Below are 16,687 nucleotides of genomic sequence, written 5' to 3' on the forward strand. Positions count from 1 at the left end.
CAGATTGCAATAGGGCGTGCCGACGGCACGCCCTATTCGTTTCAGCCGAGCTTCCGCGGCAGCTCGCCGCCCTTGGTCCAGGCGTCGATCGCCTCGACCATCTGGCCGTAATGGATACGCAAGCCGTCCTCGGTCGCGTAACCGAGATGCGGCGTCAGCACGAGGTTGTCGAGCCTGCGGAAGGGATGATCGACCGGCATCGGTTCGACCGAGAACACGTCGATGCCGGCGCCCGCGATCTTCCTCTGCTGCAACGCTTCAAGCAGCGCCTGTTCGTCCACGATCGGCCCGCGCGCGGTGTTGACGAGGAAGGCTGTCGGCTTCATCCGCGCGAGATCCGCAGCGCCGACCAGCCCGCGCGAACGCTCGCTCAGCACCACATGGACGGTGATGATATCCGCCTTGGCGAACAGCTCTTCCTTGCTGGCGTAGCCGACGCCGACCTGCTTGCACTTGTCGGGCGTCAGGTTCGGGCTCCAGGCGATCACGTTCATGCCGAAGGCCTTGGCGATATCAGCCATCTTGCTGCCGAGCTTGCCGAGCCCGACGATGCCGAGCGTCAGGCCCTCGATCTCGACGCCCGCAAACGTCTGCCACGGCTCGCCCGCATGCATGCGGGCGTTCTCGCGGCCGATGCCGCGGGTCAGTTCCAGGATCAGGCCCATGGTCAGCGGGGCGGTGGGGTCGCGGGAATATTGCGTGCCGCCAAGGGCCACGCTGCGCGCCTTGGCCGCCTCCATGTCGATCGAGGCGTTGCGCATGCCGGAGGTCAAGAGCAGCTTGAGCTTCGGCAGCTTTTCGAACAGGCTCTTCGGGAACGCCGTGCGCTCGCGCATCGCGCAGACGATGTCGAAATCGGCAAGCGCGCTCGCCGCGGCCTGCTCCGAGGCAAAGGGATGGCTGAACACGGTGACATCGACGCGATCGGACAGTTTCGGCCAGTCGGCAACGTTGAGGGCGAGGTTGAAATAGTCGTCGAGAATTGCACAGCGCAGCCGCGTCATCAGCGTTCATCCATGGCGAGAGGTGACGGCGCAAGCGGGGGCGCCATTGTCCAAGCGGGCCATGGTTGCGCACAATCAGGACTGCGCGCAAGCCGCCTGCGTCTTCAAAAATCCGATAGGAGAGGAAGGCTCAGAGGTCGCGGGGCTTCAGCCGGAACGGCGCATCAATGCCGTGCTTCGCGCGCCAGGCCGGGCCGGGGCCGCGCATGTAGTGCAGCTCGGGCCGGTAGGGGTTGAAGGCGGTGGTGAAGAAGCGCTTCCAGAAGCCTTTGATCTCCGAGACGAGCATGGAGACGTGTCCGGATTCTGCCGGAACAGGAAGAGAATTGGTCTCGATCAGAGCCATGATGCGGCCTCGCTGTTCTCCCCGCCGCTTCTGCCGCGGGTGGCGTCTTTTTCGGCGCCGTGACCAGCTTTGGCCTGCTTTATTAAAAAATGGTTTCAATTGTCCGGATCGGCGGCGGGATGGTGTCCGTTCCGTATTCATCCGTGGTGAACGGAGGGAAAACATTGCCCTTTGGGGGCGGGATCGCTACATCGGCGGCAAGCAAATTTCCTCAAATCGAAGGTTTTCGGGACCGATGGCGCGCCAGTTCATCTACTTTATGCAGGGCCTGACCAAGAGCTACCCGACCCGCAAGGTGCTCGATAACATCCATCTGAGCTTCTACCCGGATGCCAAGATCGGCGTGCTCGGCGTCAACGGCTCGGGCAAGTCGACACTGCTCAAGATCATGGCCGGCCTCGACAAGGAGTATAACGGCGAGGCCTGGGTCGCCCAGGGCGCCCGCGTCGGCTATCTCGAGCAGGAACCGCACCTCGATGCCAGCCTGTCGGTGCGCGAGAACGTCATGCTGGGCGTCGCCAAGCAGAAGGCCATCCTCGATCGCTATAATGAGTTGGCGATGAATTATTCCGAGGAGACCGCCGACGAGATGACCAAGCTGCAGGACGAGATCGAGGCCCAGGGCCTCTGGGATCTCGACAGCAAGGTCGACCAGGCCATGGATGCGCTGCGCTGCCCGCCCGATGATGCCGACGTCACCAAACTCTCCGGCGGTGAGCGCCGCCGCGTGGCGCTGTGCAAGCTGCTGCTCGACCAGCCCGAGCTGTTGCTGCTCGACGAGCCGACCAACCATCTCGACGCCGAATCCGTGTCGTGGCTGGAAGGCCATCTGCGCAACTATCCCGGCGCGATCCTGATCGTCACCCACGATCGCTACTTCCTCGACAACGTCACGAGCTGGATCCTCGAGCTCGATCGCGGCAAGGGCATTCCCTACGAGGGCAATTACTCGTCCTGGCTGGTGCAGAAGCAGAAGCGGCTCGAGCAGGAGGGCCGTGAGGACGCCGCGCACCAGAAGACGTTGGCCCGCGAGCAGGAGTGGGTCGCGTCGTCGCCGAAGGCGCGGCAGGCCAAGTCCAAGGCGCGCTACCAGCGCTACGAGGATCTGCTCAAGCAGGCGAGCGAGAAGCAGAGCCAGGGCGCACAGATCGTCATTCCCGTCGCCGAGCGGCTCGGTGCCAACGTCGTCGACTTCGAAGGTCTGAGCAAAGGCTTTGGCGATCGCCTCCTGATCGACGACCTCACCTTCAACCTGCCGCCCGGCGGAATCGTCGGGGTGATCGGCGCCAACGGCGCCGGCAAGACCACGCTGTTCAGGATGATTACCAAGCAGGACGCGCCGGACAAGGGCACCATCACGGTCGGCGAGACCGTGCATCTCGGCTATGTCGATCAGTCGCGCGATGCGCTCGACGGCAGCAAGAACGTGTGGGAGGAAATTTCCGGCGGTAACGAGCTGATCCTGCTCGGCAAGAAGGAAGTGAACTCGCGCGGCTATTGCTCGGCGTTCAACTTCAAGGGCGCCGACCAGCAGAAGAAGGTCGGCGCGCTCTCCGGCGGTGAACGCAACCGCGTGCACCTCGCCAAGATGCTGAAGTCCGGCTCCAACGTACTGCTGCTCGACGAGCCGACCAACGACCTCGACGTCGACACGCTGCGCGCGCTCGAGGAGGCGCTGGAGGACTTTGCCGGCTGCGCCGTCATCATCAGCCATGATCGCTGGTTCCTCGACCGCATCGCGACCCACATCCTGGCCTTCGAAGGCGACAGCCATGTCGAGTGGTTCGAGGGCAACTTCCAGGACTACGAAAAGGACAAGATGCGCCGTCTCGGCCAGGACAGCATCATTCCGCATCGCGTGAAGTACAAGAAGCTGACGCGGTGAGCTGCCGACTGATATCGCCGAACTTGTCGAGAAACGTTCGGGCGCGGGGCAGTGCGTCGTAAAGGAATTGCTTTGGCTCGCGGAGCCAAAGTCCTTCGATCTGCCGCGAGCGCTGTTCGGAGACGAGAGTGTCCGTCGGCAGATCCACCAGCGTCGCATCCCAGCCGGGAAAAAACCGCCCGCCGCGCTTGAAGCCGAACGCCAGCAGGCGCTGCTCGGTCGTCAGGCCGTGATAGTCGAACGCGTTGATCCCGTCGGTCACGTAGATGTGGTTGCCGGTGAATCCTGTCGCCGGTTTGATCCATCGGGCGTGAAAGCGCATGTCCGGATAACGTTCGAGAAACGCAAATGCCAGTATCTGACAGGCGCCGTTGGCGAAGAAATGCCGGTCGGGCCGGTGCCAGCGCCGAACCGGATCGTCCTTGACGTTAATCTTTGGGTAGAACATCGCGTCGGTGCCTCCAATTGGCCGATATAGCGCGGCCGGACGAAGCGATACCCGCGATTGGCTGTAAAGCTCGGTTACCCCACCTTCTCCGCCAGCCACATCTTGATCAGCGATTGATACGGGACGTCGCGCTTGTTGGCGGCGATTTTGATCTGCTCAAGCAAACCCAGCGGCAGTCGAATTGAAATCGCTGTCGTCGAGGGCTTGAGGTTCGGAAAGCGCACGCGTTCTGCCTTGCTCCAGTCGACGTAATCGGTGGAGTCATGCGTTTCCCAGAATTTGCGTTCCTCGGCTTCGGTCTTGAAGGCGGGAATTGACTTAAGCTTGCTCATAAACCTTCTTCTCCTTTCGGTGCATGTCTCGCGCCGATATTACCCGGATCAAGGTTCCATCCTGTCGGAGCGTGAAAGTGATATGTAGCAGGCGGTTTTGCGTTGTTTTTCCCAACGCATTGAAACGCGGCTCTGTTTCACTATGCTTTGAATCCTCGACAACGATCAGCGGATCGTTGAAGAAGACGCCTTCCGCTTCGGCCTGACTGACGTCATGCTTATCCGCGCTCTTGCGGCTGTTGCCGTCGTCCCAGTCAAAACCTGCGATCTGGTCAAGGTCGATCATTCTGTATATATTCAATATATACAAAGCGGAATGTTGATGCAATATCGCTTCTTATTCAGACGTTGGGAAAGTGCGCTAGGCTGGCTCCTGCTCGCGGCGGCTGTGATGCCGCCTCTTCCCGCCCGCGCCGCCGACGCCGCCTTCACCCAGTTCATCGCTTCGCTCTGGCCGGAAGCGCAGGCCGCCGGCGTGTCGCGCGCGACGTTCGATGGAGAGACGCGCGGGCTCGAGCCGGACTACAAGCTGCCTGATCTGATCCTGCCCGGACGGCCCGCGACCGGCGCGCCGTCGCAAGCGGAATTCGTGCAGGTACCGGCCGACTACGTCAAGGAAGCCTCGATCGGACGCCTTGCGGGCGAGGGGCAGCGGTTGCTCCAGAAATACCAGCCGGCGCTGAGCGAAATCGAGAAGAACTCCGGCGTACCCGCGACCGTTATGCTCGCGATCTGGGGCCGCGAGACCGATTTCGGCCGTTACACGCTGCCTTACGATCTTGTGCGCGTGCTGGCGACGCAGGCTTATGTCGGCCGGCGCAAGGACACCTATCGCAACGAGTTCATCCTCTCGCTGAAAATCCTCGGCGATGGTGTGGTGACGCGCAAGGACATGCGCTCGTCCTGGGCCGGCGCGACCGGGCTCACGCAATTCCTGCCGTCCGAGTACTACAAGCACGGTGTCGATTTCGACGGCGACGGCCGCATCGACATCTGGCACTCGGTGCCGGATGCGCTGGCGTCCGCCGCGCAGCAACTCGTCAACAAGGGTTGGCAGAGCGGCGTGCGCTGGGCCTATGAGGTGCAGGCGCCGGCGAAGGTCGATTGCACGGCGGGTGTGCCCGAAGTGACGAAGCCGATCGGCCAGTGGCTGCGCGACGGCTTTGTGCCGGTCCGTGGACAAAAGCTCAGCGCCGCCGAGCAGGCGCAGCCGGCTTCGCTGCTCCAGCCGGAAGGCATCTATGGTCCGTCATTTCTGACGACGAAGAACTACTTCGTCATCAAGGAATACAATTTCTCCGACCTCTACGTGCTGTTCGTCGGCCATCTCAGCGACCGCATGACGAGCCCGCTGCCATTCGCCACGCCGTGGTCGGCGTCGAATCAATTGCGAACGAAGGATGTCGAGGCGATGCAGCGCGGGCTGACGCGGGTTGGGCTCTACAAGGACAAGATCGACGGCAAGGCCGGCATGCAGACGCGCGCCGCGCTCGGCGCCTATCAGAAGTCGGCAGGCCTGAAGGTCGATTGCTGGCCGAGCGAAGAGGTGCTGCGTTCGATCCAGGGGGCGCGCTGAACAAGCCTTCCAAACGAAAAAGCCCGGCCGATGGTCTCGGCCGGGCTTCGATCGTGGCGCTTGCGCGCGCGTTGCGATCAGATCAGTAGCAGACGCGAACCGGGCGGACGGTCCAGCCGTAGCCGTCCCAGTAGCGTTGGCGCTGCCAGTAGCAGGGCGGGGGCGGCGGGCCGGGCTCGGCCACATACACCGGTCCGCCGTAAGCGGGACGGCTCGACGCGATGGCGCCGCCGATGATCGCGCCGCCGAGCAGGCCGGCGGCGATGCCGACACCGACACCGTCATGGGCCTGCGCGGACGGAGTGGCAGTCACCAGCGAACCGGCAACCGTCGCAACCGTGAGGGCGGCAACTAAAGTCTTCTTCATACTCTTGGCTCTCCTGAGAGATGGACGCTCCTTGTTAGAAGCACCCGGGGTTCAAAGGTTCACGCAGACTCTGATGGAATTGGCCTTGCAGCTAGGAAGCGCGCAAATGGTCAATCCGCGGTAAACGCGCACGGAGCTGTGACGAGAAAAAGCGGTCTTTTTCAGGCCCCGAGATGAACGGCGCATCCGTAGTGAACCGGCTTGGCGCGACTCAGCCGCAGACTCTGACGCGGCGAACGCGCCAGGCGTAGCCGTCCCAGAAGCGCTGCTTCTGCCAGACGCAGCCGTCGCCGTAATAGTCGTCGGCGACGTAGCCGGGACCCGGCGCATAGTAGCGGGGCGGGTAGTAGCCGGGGCCGTAGCCCGGACCATAGGCGTAACCGGGGCCGGGTCCGTAATAATACGGGGAGGCCAGCGCGCCGCCGACGATGGCGCCACCGATGATTCCGGCGGCGACGCCGGCAGCGACGCCGCGCTGTGCGTGGGCCGGTGTCCCGGCCGCCAGGACCAGGGTGGCGGCGGCAGCGATTGCCAGGAGCGATTTCTTCATTGTCTCGACCTTTCACACACGAGAATACGGAACTCTTTCGGCCAAAGTTCCATACTTCGTTTGAATGATCAATGAACGGCACCTTTGCCGGGCGCAACCAATTGGCAGGGATCACAGGTCCGCCAGGAAGACGATGATGGGCAACGCGATGATCAATGCACTGATCGCTGCCGGGATCATCTTCGCGATCGGCTATGGCTGGATCACTCATCTCCAGAACCGCGGCCAGCGGCGTTCACGTGCGGGGGCCGGCGGAGATGGCTATTCGGGCACGAATGACGGCTTCTCGCTGGGAAGCTGGTTTTCTAGCGACAGTTCGGGGAGCTCGACCGACGGCGGCAGCTGCTCGAGCAGCGATAGCGGCAGCGCTGGCGGAGATTGCGGGGGCGGCGGCGACGATGGCGGAGGCGGCGACTAGATCCGGCGCAATCTTGATCCAGTGCAACGCCCTGTTTTAGAGCTGTTCTAGGCTGGTTCCAGGCCAGTTTGGAATAGCTTCAAATACCGGCTTTTCCTTTTGCATCTGGCCGGCCCCTTAAATATCGATATTGGCGCATCACCAAGGGCCCGCCGCTTTCCATGATTGTCTGTTCCTGTAACGTGCTGAGCGATGACGATATCCGCGCCGCCGTCGCTGTGTCCGACGACGCCGTGCGTCATGCCAAGCAGATCTACGGATGCCTCGGCTGTAGCGCCGAATGCGGCCGCTGCGCCCGCACCATCAAGACCATCATCGACGAAGCGCTTGGCCCCTGTGCCAAGTCCTGCTGCTCCGGCTGCCCGCACAGCCACACGGTCGCCGCCAATGACGAGACGGCCGAACCCGCCCAGTTCGCCCTCGCGGCCTGCTGAGAGCCCTCCCTTACATTGGCTGAGCTTTTCCCCGGCTGCGTCCCCGCAGCCGGTTGCCCTTGCATCCAAACTCATTTAGAAGCATTCTAAATTCGGTTTACGGCCGGATTGGACTGCAAAGGCTGGAGTGAATCATGCAGGGCGACGCAAAAGTCATCGACTATCTCAACAAGTCACTGCGTCACGAGCTGACTGCGATCAACCAGTATTGGCTGCACTACCGCTTCCTCGACAATTGGGGCCTGCTGGACATGGCCAAGGTCTGGCGCAAGGAGTCCATCGAGGAGATGGAGCACGCCGACAAGCTCACGGCGCGCATCCTGTTCCTCGACGGTTTCCCGAACATGCAGGTGCTCGATCCCCTGCGCATCGGCCAGAACGTCAAGGAGATCATCGAGTGCGATCTTGCCGCCGAGATGAGCGCGCGGGCGCTCTATCAGGAAGCGGCGACCTACTGCCACAGCGTCAAGGACTACGTCACGCGCGACCTGTTCGAGAAGCTGATGAGCGACGAGGAGCACCACATCGACTTCCTCGAGACCCAGCTCGATCTGATCGGCCGCATCGGTCTCGAGCTCTACACCCAGAAGCACGTCGGCGGGCTCGAGGGCGAGGGGCATTAGTCGCCGGCGTCAGCCGCACACTCTGGCGTCGTCCCGGCGAAGGCCGGGACCCATACGCCGAGGCCGAAGTTGCGGCGCGCGATCGGCCACTCCGAGTCTTCGTCAAACCACTTCCTGTGGTTATGGGCCCCGGATCTGCGTTCCGCTTCGCTGCGCTTGTCCGGGACGACGACTTGCCTGAATGCAGCAGCTACAACTGCGTCTTGTACCGCGCTTCCACGATCTCCTGGCTCTCGGGCTCGCCCAGGCTGGTCTGGTCGTGGATCACCTCGCTGATGCTCGGCATCACCGAGCGCTGCACCTTCTCGGGCGCCCACAGCCTCGAGCGCATCAATGCCTTGCCGCAGTGGAAATAGACTTCGCTGACAGCGACGCTCAGCACCGCGCGCGGCGGCTTGCCGAATTCCACCATCGAGGTGAGCAGATCCGGGTCGACCGACAGCGTGCCACGCCCGCCGACGCGCAGCGTCTCGTCGATCCCGGGCACGAAGAACAACAGATGCACGAACCCCGAACCTTCGACGACGTTCCGAAAACTGTCGATTCGGTTGTTGCCGGAACGGTCGGGCATCAGCAACTGGTTCGGGCCGGCGACATGGACGAAGCCAACGCTGCCGCCGCGCGGTGATGCATCGACGCTGCCGTCAGCGCCCGAAGTCGCGAGTACGCAGAACGGCGACATCTCGATGAATTTCTTCGCATGCGTATCGATCGCGGGACGCGCTTTCGCAATCACGCGCGGGCTCGGCTTGGCATAGATGGTGGCGAGGTCTTCGGCGCAAAGATCGGTCAACGGCGTGCCTCCGCATCAGCTTGGCGTCAAACTACCTGATCGGGCCGTCCCCGGCCAACAAAATCCGGCACGATAATGCGCTACACCGCGTCCGCCGGCACGAAGCAGCTGATAATGATGGCGCCGCGGTGGTGGACGTACCAGACCACGGCCTGTCCGACCGGATTGCCACGATCGCGGATGATGGCGCGCTCGGGCACCGCCATCCACTGTCCCTCGATCGGCACCCAATAGGTGCCGTCGCGGACGTCGTAGTCGGTGCGATGGCCGTCGGAGATGTCGCAGCAGGGCACTCCGTTCGGCGCCATCACGCTCTTGAACCAGGCGCGGATGTCGGGCGGGGCGTTGTCATATTGTCCGTTGTCGAACGCGAGCGCGGCGCTCGCAAGCGCGGGTATTGCGGCTAGCAGAGCGAACAGCGCAAGCCTGCGCATGCGATCCTCCATCTCGCGAGCGGTAGCGTCTGCGCGCGGTTGTCCCGCGCATCGATTCGTTACGTTGACAAGATTAAGCCCGAGCTCTCAGCCCGTTGCATGCTCAAATAATATGCTCCGCGCATGATGCGTTGCGACATGAAAGCGCGCGGTTCGCCGTCCTACATCGTCCGCTGCGGCGCGGTTTGCAGCAATTGCCGGATCTGCTCGCTGTAGAACTTTGCGTTGCCGGTGGTGCCGTGGCCGCGCGTCTCGGTACTTGCGGGGATCAGGTCAAGGTGCCCGTTCTTGACGCGCTTCATCGCGGCGTCCGTGACGCCGGTCTCGGGCGGGTTGCGTTCGTCGTCGGCGGAGTTGATCAGCAGCAGCGATGCCTCGATCCGCTCCAACCCGTCGGCGGCATTGTAATCGTGCGAGGCCTCCCACTGGTAGATGAAGTCGTTGGCATCCGCCGTGACCGGTGCTGCAAGCCGCTCGTCGACGATCTCGTCGGCCTTCGCCGCCGTCGGCGCTTGGGATTGATAGGCCAGCGTTCCACCGATGCTCGCGATGCCGTAGGCGGTGATCGCGTATTTCATCATGCGCGGCTGACTGGTGTAGTTTCCACCATTGTAATCGGGATCATTGCGGATGGTGTCGAGCATGATCCGCCGCAGCATCCAGTTGCGCGACGCCATCTCGGTCGGTTGCGAGGCCATCGGGACCAGTGCGTCCATCGCCTTCGGGTATTTCTCGCCCCACAGCCAGGTGTGCATGCCGCCCATCGAATTGCCGATGACGAGCCGCAAATGCTTGACGCCGAGGCCTTCCGTCACGAGGCGATACTGCGCTTCGACCATGTCGGCGTAGTCGTATTTCGGAAAGCTCGTCTTCATCCCGTCGGACGGTTTTGACGATTTGCCGTGACCGATGCCGTCGGGAATGATGATGTAATATTTGGATGCGTCGAGCGGTTGGCCTGCGCCGAACAGCTCGCCTGCGAAACTCGGCGACAGCATGCTCGCGGCCGAGCCACCCGATCCGTGCAGCACCAGCACGGGCTGGCCGCTCGGCTCGCCGACGGTGGTGTAGTGCAGCCGCAGCTCCGGCATCGTCTCGCCGGTGTGGAACTTGAAATCCTTGGCGATCCAATCACCCTGCTTCGGCGCCGGATAATCCGCGGCCATGACTGATACAGAGATGGCCGACATTGAGACCGACAGCAGGATGGCCGACAGCGCCGCGCAAGAGGCTTTCATGTTTCTCTCCCATGCGGCTCGTGATCGGAGGCCGCGTTGCGGCAGACCTTAGCAGAAGCGTGCGGAACGATGTAGGATTTTGGCTTCGCCGATCGTCTTTGAGGGAAATATCGGGAGAGACTGCATGTGCCGCAACATCAGGACGTTGTTCAACTTCGAGCCGCCGGCCACGGAGGACGAGATCCACGCCAGCGCGCTCCAGTTCGTGAGAAAACTGTCCGGCTTCAGCAGGCCGTCGCAGGCCAATGAGGCGGCGTTCGACCGCGCGGTGGCGGAGGTGTCGGAGGCTGCGCGAAGACTGCTGACCTCGCTGCACACCCACGCGCCGGCGCGCGATCGCGAGATCGAGGCGGAAAAGGCGAAGGAGCGTTCGCGGCTGCGCTTCGGTTAGCTGTTCCGCACGACCCGCTCCGTGATCTGGCTCACGGAAAAAACGGTCTTGGCGCGCGATGATGTTCGTCGGGGTTTTGACAACCCGGAGCACGATCATGAGCCGCCCCCTTCTTCCCCTGAAAGCAGGTGCCATCGTCTTCACGCTGCTGTGGACCGCGTGGATGATGTGGTGGAGCGGCTCGTTCTCGAGCGCGAACGTGGTGATCCTCGCCTTGTGCGGCGCGGCGGTCGGCTATCTCTGGTATCGCGCCATGCGCTGGCAGTTCGAGCGCATGGGCATGCTGCCGCGGCGTGAGGATCAGGCGAAGTAGCCGCTAGTCCCTGTGACCGTGCTTCTTCTTTTTCTTCTTTTTCCTGTGCTCGTCGCCTTCGCCGTCGTCGCCCTCGTCATCGAGAGGCGCATCGTCGGCCTCATGCACGGCGGCTTCGAGCGCCGCGCGCTCGGCGGCTTCCTGCTCGCGCTGGCGGCGGCGCTCATCCCAGGCATCGAAGAGCTGGTCGAGCCACGGCAGCACCTGCTCGATCGATGGCAATTGACCGGGCGGACCGGGCTCGCCACGCGGGCCTTGCGGGCCGGCGGGGCCCTGCGGCCCAGCTGCTCCCCGCGAACCGGCTTCGCCCGGCCTGCCTGGCAGACCGGCCTTGCCCAGCGGTCCTGCCTTTCCGGCAGGCCCCGGCTTGCCCTGCGGTCCCGGCTTGCCGCGCGTGCCGTCCGGCCCGCGCTTGCCCGGATGACCCTGGGGTCCTGGCCGTCCCGGCTCGCCCTGCCGCCCGCGCGGACCCGGAGGTCCCTGCCGTCCCTGATCGTCTGCCACGCCACTGCTCCCTCTGCGGAAGCAAGCTACTTAGCGGCGTTTGACGACATCAGCAATTCGCCCCCGCGTCGTGCCGGGCTTGATCAACATCAATCGGCGCCACGGCGCGCGGCCTCACGCGTCAATCGTGATAGGCCGGCACCTCAATGCCGGAGGCGGCATAGAGCCTGATCTTGTTGCGCAGCGTTCGCACCGACAGGCCGAGCACGCGGGATGCGCGCGTGCGGTTGCCGTCGCAGCGGGCGAGCGTCTGGAGTACGAGCTCGCGCTCGACCTCGCCGACAGTCGCGCCGATCAGAAGCGGAACGATCTGGTTGGGAGCAAGGAATTGTGCGCCCTGCTCGGGCGCCGCGACATGAACAGTGGTCATCAACAGACTCCCCGATCAACGCCCGCTCCCATCGTAGGAAGCGGATCGAGAACAAACGACCCCCAAGCCGTAGATCTACGGTGGAAGGGTTTGGTTAACGAAAGGTTAATTGCGGGATGGTCGCACCAATTGACCTTGGGAATGCCGCCGAGCTGCCGCGATTGGCACGGGATGCATGGTGATGCGGACCGATCTCGCGCGACAGAACCCGCCGTTGCGGCCAGCTCACACCGTGCGATATCCGCCATCGACCATCACGATCGTTCCCGTGACGTAAGACGACAGATCCGACGCGAGGAAGATCGCAGGTCCGACGATATCCTCGGGCTTGCCGGTGCGCGCGAGCGGGGTGTGGTCGACGAAGGCCTGCACCAGCGCCGGATTGGTGGCGCGCACATTGGCGTTGATGTTGGTTTCGATGAAACCCGGCCCGATCGCGTTGACGCGCACGCCTTCCTTGCCGAGTTCGACCGCGAGCGCCTTGGTGAAGCCGAGCACGCCGTGCTTCGAGGTCGTATACGCCGCCGAGCTCGGCGTGCGCAGATGCACGAAGGACTGGATCGAGCCGATATTGACGATGCGGCCCTTGGCTGCGCGTAAGGGTGCGAGAAAGGCCTGCGTCATGTTGAAGACGCCGTTGAGGTTGAGCGAGATGATGTCGTTCCAGTCCTTCGCCACCGTCTCCGGCTCTGCGGTGAAGGCGTTGCGGCGGGTGATGCCGGCATTGTTGACGAGGATCGAGACCTGGCCGACCTTGTCGGCGATCTGCTTGGCCAGCGCGAAACAATCGTCGCGTTTGGTGACGTCGAGCGCAAAGCTCTCGGCCTTGCCGCCGGCCTTGCGGATCTCCTGGGCGGCTTCCGCGACCGTATCGGCATTGACGTCGAGCAGTACGATCTGTGCGCCCTCGCGTGCATAGCCGGCCGCGATCGCCCGGCCGATGCCGGAACCCGCGCCCGTGACGACAGCTATGTGGTTTGCAAGCAATGCCATGGCATTTTCCTCCCGGATTCGTTTCGAAATTTCATGAAAGGCTAACTCGAAATTAAGGGGTCGGAAACGGCGGCCTTGGCATACTGATCTTGATTGCTAAACGTTGCGCGCATGATGGAACGGCTTGAATCCTGGAAATTGGCGCTCGAACGCCTGCGGGCCGCGGAGTTCGCCGACTGGGCCGAGGCGGGCCGGCTCGTGGCCGAGATCGCGCGGATGAGCTCTGACGCCACGCTGCGGCAGGCCGCCGAGCAGGCGCTTCCGGTGCTGCGGCAGGCCGCGGACAATGACGATCACAGCATCACCCTGGCGACCCAGCGCCGGATCGGCGTGATCCTCGATGTCGTCCACGGCTTGACCGCGCCGCGCTTCGGCCGCCGCAACGCCATGCCGAAAAAATTATCCAGCGAGGATCGCGCCCGCAGGATGCTGGGCCTGCCGCTTGCAGTGCAACTCACCTGCGACGACATCAACCAGGCCTATCGCCGCGCCGCCAAGGGCAAGCATCCCGACCAGGGCGGCAGCGCGCAAGCCTTCATCGACCTCGCCGCCGCGCGCGACATCCTGATTCATCCCGGCGCGCACAAGGAGACAACCGAGATCTCGTAGGGTCGGCAAACGCGCAATTGGACGGTGTAATAATCGGTCGCGCCCTTGCCCGGCTCTTTCGTCCGCCGATCGAATTCTTACCAAGAGCAGTGGCCGGCCTTCACGGCGACGTCGTGGCCCTTAAAAAGTAAGGGCGGGCTGCTCGCGCAACCCGCCCTCGAATTTGGTCTGCTGCTGTCGGCTCAGAGCGTGCAGCGGCGCTCCGCGCGCAGCTTGATCTGGACATCCGAAGCTGCGGTGAAGGTCGGGAGCGGCTTGCTGACGACCTTGTAGGTCGAAGCGCCCCACTGGAACGGCTTGTAGCGGAGGTCCTCGTTCCAGACCTGGCAGATGCCGGTGTTGTCCCAACGGATCACGTAATAGCCGACCGCCGCCGAGGCGGGCACGGCGAATACGGAAGTAGCGATGCCGGCAACGGCACAGAGGGCGAGAACGCGACGCATGAAAAATCTCCTGATGGGGAAGTGGGACGCGAAAACTCGTGCGGCAAAGACGGGCCCTTTGCAAGCCAGCGGGCGGTCGTTCACGGACATGTCAGACGCGGCCCTGCATTTGGCTTGGCCGAGTGCCCGACAAAGCACACATGCTCACTTCGCCAGCGACGCCACTGCCTCGATCTCGATCAGCATTTTTGGATCGGGCAGCGCCTGCACCACGCAGGTGGTGCGTGCAGGGTAGGGCGGCGGACCGAACGCGCCGGCATAGAGCGCGTTCATCGCGGCGACGTCGGAGGCGTGGGTCAGGAGCACGTTGACCTTGACGAGATCGCGCATCGTCGCGCCGGCCTCGTCGAGCACGCGCTTGATGTTGATGACGACGTTGGCAAACTGCGCCTCGAAGCCGTCCGGCAGCGCGCCGCCAGCGTCGAAGCCGGGGATGCCGGAGACGAACAGGAGGTCGCCGACGCGCGCGGCAAAGGAGAGCGGCGGCGCCTTGACATGCGGCGGGGGCGCAAAATGCTGGATCGGCATGGGATCACCTCGGAGGACGGGCTGAGGCGCAGCAGCGTAGCGGCAGGTCGGGCCCGCTCCAACAAAAAATGCGAAAACAACCCCATGCAAAGTAGAAATCGTTGGCCTTTTTGGTATTCGGAAGGACCGAAGGTGGTTTGACTCGTCGGGCAAAACACCGGCATGATTGCATGATGACGCGGGCATGTGTTGTGGCACCAAACTCCGTCGTCATGGCCGGGCTTGTCCCGGCCATCCACGCCTTTCCGGCAAGGAGAACGTGGATGCCCGGGACAAGCCCGGGCATGACGAACCCTCGCTGACGCGCAAACCCCATCATGTTGCCGCCGCGATCGATCGGATACATTTGCGGCATCTGATTCGATTCCACCCTTGAAAAATAGCCCCCGGAGACGCCCCATGAAGATCGCTTCCACTCTGCGCGCCGCGCTCGTCGCCATTGCCGCGCTTGCCGGCCTCTCGACCGCGGCGCAGGCCGATGGTGGCACCGTGGTGCTGACGATCTACAAGGCGGGCTGGATCATCGGCGGCTCCGGTGGCTCCGGCGTGCTCAGCTTCCGCGGCCGCTCCTATTCGCTCTCCACCGGCGGTCTCGACTACGGCCTCGTCTTCGGCGGCTCCAAGACCGTGCTGCGCGGCCGCGTCTCCAACATCAACCGTCCCTCCGACGTCGCCGGCGTCTACGGCGCCGCCGGAGCCGGCCTCGCGGTCGGCCGCGGCGCCCGCGCCATCGTGCTGACCAACCAGAAGGGCGCCGTGCTGGAGCTGTCGGGCTACCAGACCGGCTTGATGGCGAATGCGGATCTGAGCGGGCTTGCGATCACGATGCGGTAGCAGTGCGCGTCGCGTAGGGTGGGGCCAACCCACCCTACGCTTCGCTCACCGCCGCATGAATCCGCTCGCAATGCGCGACGAGATTTGTGTGCGCATCGACGAACGCCTTCAGCGGCGTCGGGATCGGCAGGAAGTAGATATTCGCGATGAAGCCGTAGATGCCGGCATCGATGCTGGTCGGCGCCGCGCCGTGCACGAAACCGGTCGCGGGCACGATCTCGGCCAGCACCTGCAAATCTGCGAGCCCCCGCGCGTAAGCCTGTTCGGGCGTGTAGCGGCCGATGCCCTGGAAATGATAGCGCTGTGCATTGTAGGCCCGTGCCTTCTCGAACCCATCAGCGTCGATCTGCGGATGCTGCGCGATGAAGCCGTCGCGAAACGCCGGATAGTACCGGTCGTCCTTCCAGCGCGAATACGACATCACCCAGTAGAGATCATCCAACATGCGCGTGACGAGATGATTGGTGCGGCGCGCGTCCTGCGACAGCGCGGCATCGATGGTCAGGCGATATTTCGCGATCGCGTGCGCGATGATCGTCTCGCTGTCGCCGATGGTCTCGCCGTCGTCGACGATATAGGGCAACTGTCCGCGCGGCGCGGCGGAGGCATCGAACACGTGCTCATGCACGAACGGCACGCGAGCGAGTTTCAGGAAAGCGTAGACCTTGAGCCCGTAGCCGTTGTTGTCGGCGACGCCGAATAGCTCCGGATAGGAATAGAGGGTCAGCATGATCGCTCCTTGCTGCGCATGATCCGGAAAAGTGTGAAGCGGTTTTCCGGAAAGATCATGCGCGAAAATAACCTAAAGCGCGATGATGATTCATCCTCATCGCGCTTTAGCGAGATGGCTGCTTCGCCCGTTTTTCAGTAACGACCGCCTGAGCGGGCTTGGTCGAGCGGATCATCAGAAACGACCCGGACGTAGCCGGCAGCCGCCAGCGCCCGTCGATCTCGGTCGCCTCGGCGTTCAGCGTGCCTTCGTAATGGACGACGTCATAGCCGTAGCCGGGCGGCTCGTAACGCTTGACGAACGAGACCACGCTGCCGGAGCGATGACCCGTGATCGACGCATTGAGGGTCTTCAGCGGGCACCGCGGGTTCGAGCACGGCTCGGTCACGTTCCCGCTGAGCGCGCCACCGGCCTCGACCAGCGTCGTGGTGAACGTGACCATACCCGTGCCGGGCTGAATGTAAGTGCCGTCCCAGACACCGGAGAGATCGTCGCTCATTGCGGCGGCTTCCTGGAATGATGCG

General features: G+C 63.4%; 26 protein-coding genes. 9 read left to right on the forward strand and 17 right to left on the reverse strand.

What is annotated here, in order from left to right; translation table 11 throughout:
- Positions 1-41: 41 nt before the first annotated feature.
- Positions 42-1,004 (reverse strand): D-2-hydroxyacid dehydrogenase family protein, encoded by a 963-nt coding sequence (locus tag ABIB73_RS10450; RefSeq protein ID WP_354223662.1) that lies wholly within the window; start codon positions 1,002-1,004, stop codon positions 42-44.
- 130 nt (positions 1,005-1,134) lie between these two features.
- Positions 1,135-1,350, reverse strand: coding sequence for a hypothetical protein (locus ABIB73_RS10455; RefSeq protein WP_354223664.1), 216 nt, complete (start codon positions 1,348-1,350; stop codon positions 1,135-1,137).
- A gap of 235 nt (positions 1,351-1,585) precedes the next feature.
- Here ABIB73_RS10455 and ettA point away from each other — a divergent pair, with 235 nt between their 5' ends.
- On the forward strand, positions 1,586-3,235 hold the full coding sequence (ettA, locus tag ABIB73_RS10460) for an energy-dependent translational throttle protein EttA (RefSeq protein WP_354223666.1): 1,650 nt from the start codon (positions 1,586-1,588) through the stop codon (positions 3,233-3,235).
- Here ettA and ABIB73_RS10465 read toward each other — a convergent pair.
- From ABIB73_RS10465 to ABIB73_RS10475, 3 genes are all read right to left on the reverse strand, one after another.
- Positions 3,195-3,683: a hypothetical protein gene (locus tag ABIB73_RS10465; protein ID WP_354223668.1), complete on the reverse strand. Its 489-nt coding sequence runs from the start codon at positions 3,681-3,683 to the stop codon at positions 3,195-3,197. The genes ettA and ABIB73_RS10465 overlap by 41 nt on opposite strands.
- 74 nt (positions 3,684-3,757) lie before the next feature.
- The gene (gene brnA / locus ABIB73_RS10470) at positions 3,758-4,015 is read right to left on the reverse strand and encodes a type II toxin-antitoxin system BrnA family antitoxin (protein WP_354223670.1); all 258 of its coding nucleotides are present in this window, start codon (positions 4,013-4,015) and stop codon (positions 3,758-3,760) included.
- Entirely contained in the window at positions 4,002-4,301 is a 300-nt protein-coding gene (locus ABIB73_RS10475; protein WP_354223672.1) for a BrnT family toxin, read from the reverse strand. The genes brnA and ABIB73_RS10475 overlap by 14 nt, the downstream gene beginning before the upstream one ends.
- Before the next feature lie 105 nt (positions 4,302-4,406).
- Between ABIB73_RS10475 and ABIB73_RS10480 the strand changes: the two genes are divergently transcribed.
- Positions 4,407-5,591 carry a lytic murein transglycosylase gene (locus ABIB73_RS10480; protein WP_354223674.1) on the forward strand — a complete coding sequence of 395 codons (1,185 nt, stop codon included), beginning with the start codon at positions 4,407-4,409 and terminating at the stop codon, positions 5,589-5,591.
- Positions 5,592-5,673: 82 nt separating this feature from the next.
- Here ABIB73_RS10480 and ABIB73_RS10485 read toward each other — a convergent pair whose 3' ends face one another.
- Positions 5,674-5,958: a hypothetical protein gene (locus tag ABIB73_RS10485; RefSeq protein ID WP_354223676.1), complete on the reverse strand. Its 285-nt coding sequence runs from the start codon at positions 5,956-5,958 to the stop codon at positions 5,674-5,676.
- A gap of 211 nt (positions 5,959-6,169) precedes the next feature.
- A complete protein-coding gene (locus ABIB73_RS10490) occupies positions 6,170-6,508 on the reverse strand; it encodes a hypothetical protein (protein ID WP_354223678.1) in 339 nt (112 codons plus the stop codon).
- A gap of 133 nt (positions 6,509-6,641) precedes the next feature.
- Between ABIB73_RS10490 and ABIB73_RS10495 the strand changes: the two genes are divergently transcribed.
- The 3 genes from ABIB73_RS10495 to bfr all read left to right on the forward strand — a co-directional run bounded on the left by ABIB73_RS10495 (position 6,642) and on the right by bfr (position 7,983).
- On the forward strand, positions 6,642-6,926 hold the full coding sequence (locus ABIB73_RS10495) for a hypothetical protein (protein WP_354223680.1): 285 nt from the start codon (positions 6,642-6,644) through the stop codon (positions 6,924-6,926).
- A 161-nt stretch (positions 6,927-7,087) separates the two neighbouring features.
- Positions 7,088-7,360, forward strand: coding sequence for a (2Fe-2S)-binding protein (locus ABIB73_RS10500; RefSeq protein WP_354223682.1), 273 nt, complete (start codon positions 7,088-7,090; stop codon positions 7,358-7,360).
- Between the two features lie 134 nt (positions 7,361-7,494).
- Positions 7,495-7,983 (forward strand): bacterioferritin, encoded by a 489-nt coding sequence (bfr, locus tag ABIB73_RS10505; RefSeq protein ID WP_354223684.1) that lies wholly within the window; start codon positions 7,495-7,497, stop codon positions 7,981-7,983.
- A 190-nt stretch (positions 7,984-8,173) separates the two neighbouring features.
- Here the strand turns inward: bfr and ABIB73_RS10510 are convergent, their stop codons facing one another.
- The 3 genes from ABIB73_RS10510 to ABIB73_RS10520 form a co-directional block, all read right to left on the reverse strand.
- A complete protein-coding gene (locus tag ABIB73_RS10510; RefSeq protein WP_354223686.1) occupies positions 8,174-8,776 on the reverse strand; it encodes an MSMEG_1061 family FMN-dependent PPOX-type flavoprotein in 603 nt (200 codons plus the stop codon).
- Positions 8,777-8,856: 80 nt separating this feature from the next.
- The gene (locus ABIB73_RS10515; RefSeq protein WP_354223688.1) at positions 8,857-9,210 is read right to left on the reverse strand and encodes a hypothetical protein; all 354 of its coding nucleotides are present in this window, start codon (positions 9,208-9,210) and stop codon (positions 8,857-8,859) included.
- Positions 9,211-9,371: 161 nt separating this feature from the next.
- Positions 9,372-10,448 (reverse strand): alpha/beta fold hydrolase, encoded by a 1,077-nt coding sequence (locus ABIB73_RS10520; RefSeq protein ID WP_354223690.1) that lies wholly within the window; start codon positions 10,446-10,448, stop codon positions 9,372-9,374.
- A gap of 124 nt (positions 10,449-10,572) precedes the next feature.
- On the opposite strand from ABIB73_RS10520, the gene ABIB73_RS10525 reads away from it, so the two are divergent.
- Positions 10,573-10,839 (forward strand): DUF2277 domain-containing protein, encoded by a 267-nt coding sequence (locus ABIB73_RS10525; RefSeq protein ID WP_354223692.1) that lies wholly within the window; start codon positions 10,573-10,575, stop codon positions 10,837-10,839.
- A 97-nt stretch (positions 10,840-10,936) separates the two neighbouring features.
- On the forward strand, positions 10,937-11,152 hold the full coding sequence (locus tag ABIB73_RS10530) for a hypothetical protein (RefSeq protein WP_200512383.1): 216 nt from the start codon (positions 10,937-10,939) through the stop codon (positions 11,150-11,152).
- Between the two features lie 3 nt (positions 11,153-11,155).
- On the opposite strand, the gene ABIB73_RS10535 is transcribed toward ABIB73_RS10530, so the two are convergent.
- From ABIB73_RS10535 to ABIB73_RS10545, 3 genes are all read right to left on the reverse strand, one after another.
- Positions 11,156-11,656 carry a collagen-like domain-containing protein gene (locus ABIB73_RS10535; RefSeq protein ID WP_354223694.1) on the reverse strand — a complete coding sequence of 167 codons (501 nt, stop codon included), beginning with the start codon at positions 11,654-11,656 and terminating at the stop codon, positions 11,156-11,158.
- A gap of 121 nt (positions 11,657-11,777) precedes the next feature.
- Positions 11,778-12,026, reverse strand: a complete 249-nt coding sequence (locus ABIB73_RS10540; protein ID WP_354223696.1) for a helix-turn-helix domain-containing protein — start codon at positions 12,024-12,026, stop codon at positions 11,778-11,780.
- A 225-nt stretch (positions 12,027-12,251) separates the two neighbouring features.
- Positions 12,252-13,019, reverse strand: a complete 768-nt coding sequence (locus ABIB73_RS10545) for an SDR family NAD(P)-dependent oxidoreductase (protein ID WP_354223698.1) — start codon at positions 13,017-13,019, stop codon at positions 12,252-12,254.
- Between the two features lie 111 nt (positions 13,020-13,130).
- Here ABIB73_RS10545 and ABIB73_RS10550 point away from each other — a divergent pair, with 111 nt between their 5' ends.
- The gene (locus ABIB73_RS10550; RefSeq protein WP_354223700.1) at positions 13,131-13,628 is read left to right on the forward strand and encodes a J domain-containing protein; all 498 of its coding nucleotides are present in this window, start codon (positions 13,131-13,133) and stop codon (positions 13,626-13,628) included.
- A gap of 182 nt (positions 13,629-13,810) precedes the next feature.
- Here ABIB73_RS10550 and ABIB73_RS10555 read toward each other — a convergent pair whose 3' ends face one another.
- Together ABIB73_RS10555 and ABIB73_RS10560 are read right to left on the reverse strand one after the other, a co-directional pair.
- Entirely contained in the window at positions 13,811-14,071 is a 261-nt protein-coding gene (locus tag ABIB73_RS10555) for a hypothetical protein (protein WP_354223702.1), read from the reverse strand.
- Positions 14,072-14,215: 144 nt separating this feature from the next.
- Positions 14,216-14,599: a RidA family protein gene (locus ABIB73_RS10560; protein ID WP_354223704.1), complete on the reverse strand. Its 384-nt coding sequence runs from the start codon at positions 14,597-14,599 to the stop codon at positions 14,216-14,218.
- A gap of 399 nt (positions 14,600-14,998) precedes the next feature.
- On the opposite strand from ABIB73_RS10560, the gene ABIB73_RS10565 reads away from it, so the two are divergent.
- Entirely contained in the window at positions 14,999-15,433 is a 435-nt protein-coding gene (locus ABIB73_RS10565) for a hypothetical protein (protein ID WP_354223706.1), read from the forward strand.
- A gap of 34 nt (positions 15,434-15,467) precedes the next feature.
- On the opposite strand, the gene ABIB73_RS10570 is transcribed toward ABIB73_RS10565, so the two are convergent.
- Together ABIB73_RS10570 and ABIB73_RS10575 are read right to left on the reverse strand one after the other, a co-directional pair.
- Complete coding sequence (locus tag ABIB73_RS10570) at positions 15,468-16,163, reverse strand: glutathione S-transferase family protein (protein WP_354223708.1); 696 nt, start codon at positions 16,161-16,163, stop codon at positions 15,468-15,470.
- Between the two features lie 106 nt (positions 16,164-16,269).
- Positions 16,270-16,662 (reverse strand): hypothetical protein, encoded by a 393-nt coding sequence (locus ABIB73_RS10575; protein WP_354223710.1) that lies wholly within the window; start codon positions 16,660-16,662, stop codon positions 16,270-16,272.
- Positions 16,663-16,687 lie beyond the last annotated feature (25 nt).

Source organism: Bradyrhizobium sp. F1.4.3 (assembly GCF_040548375.1).
Lineage (GTDB): Bacteria > Pseudomonadota > Alphaproteobacteria > Rhizobiales > Xanthobacteraceae > Bradyrhizobium.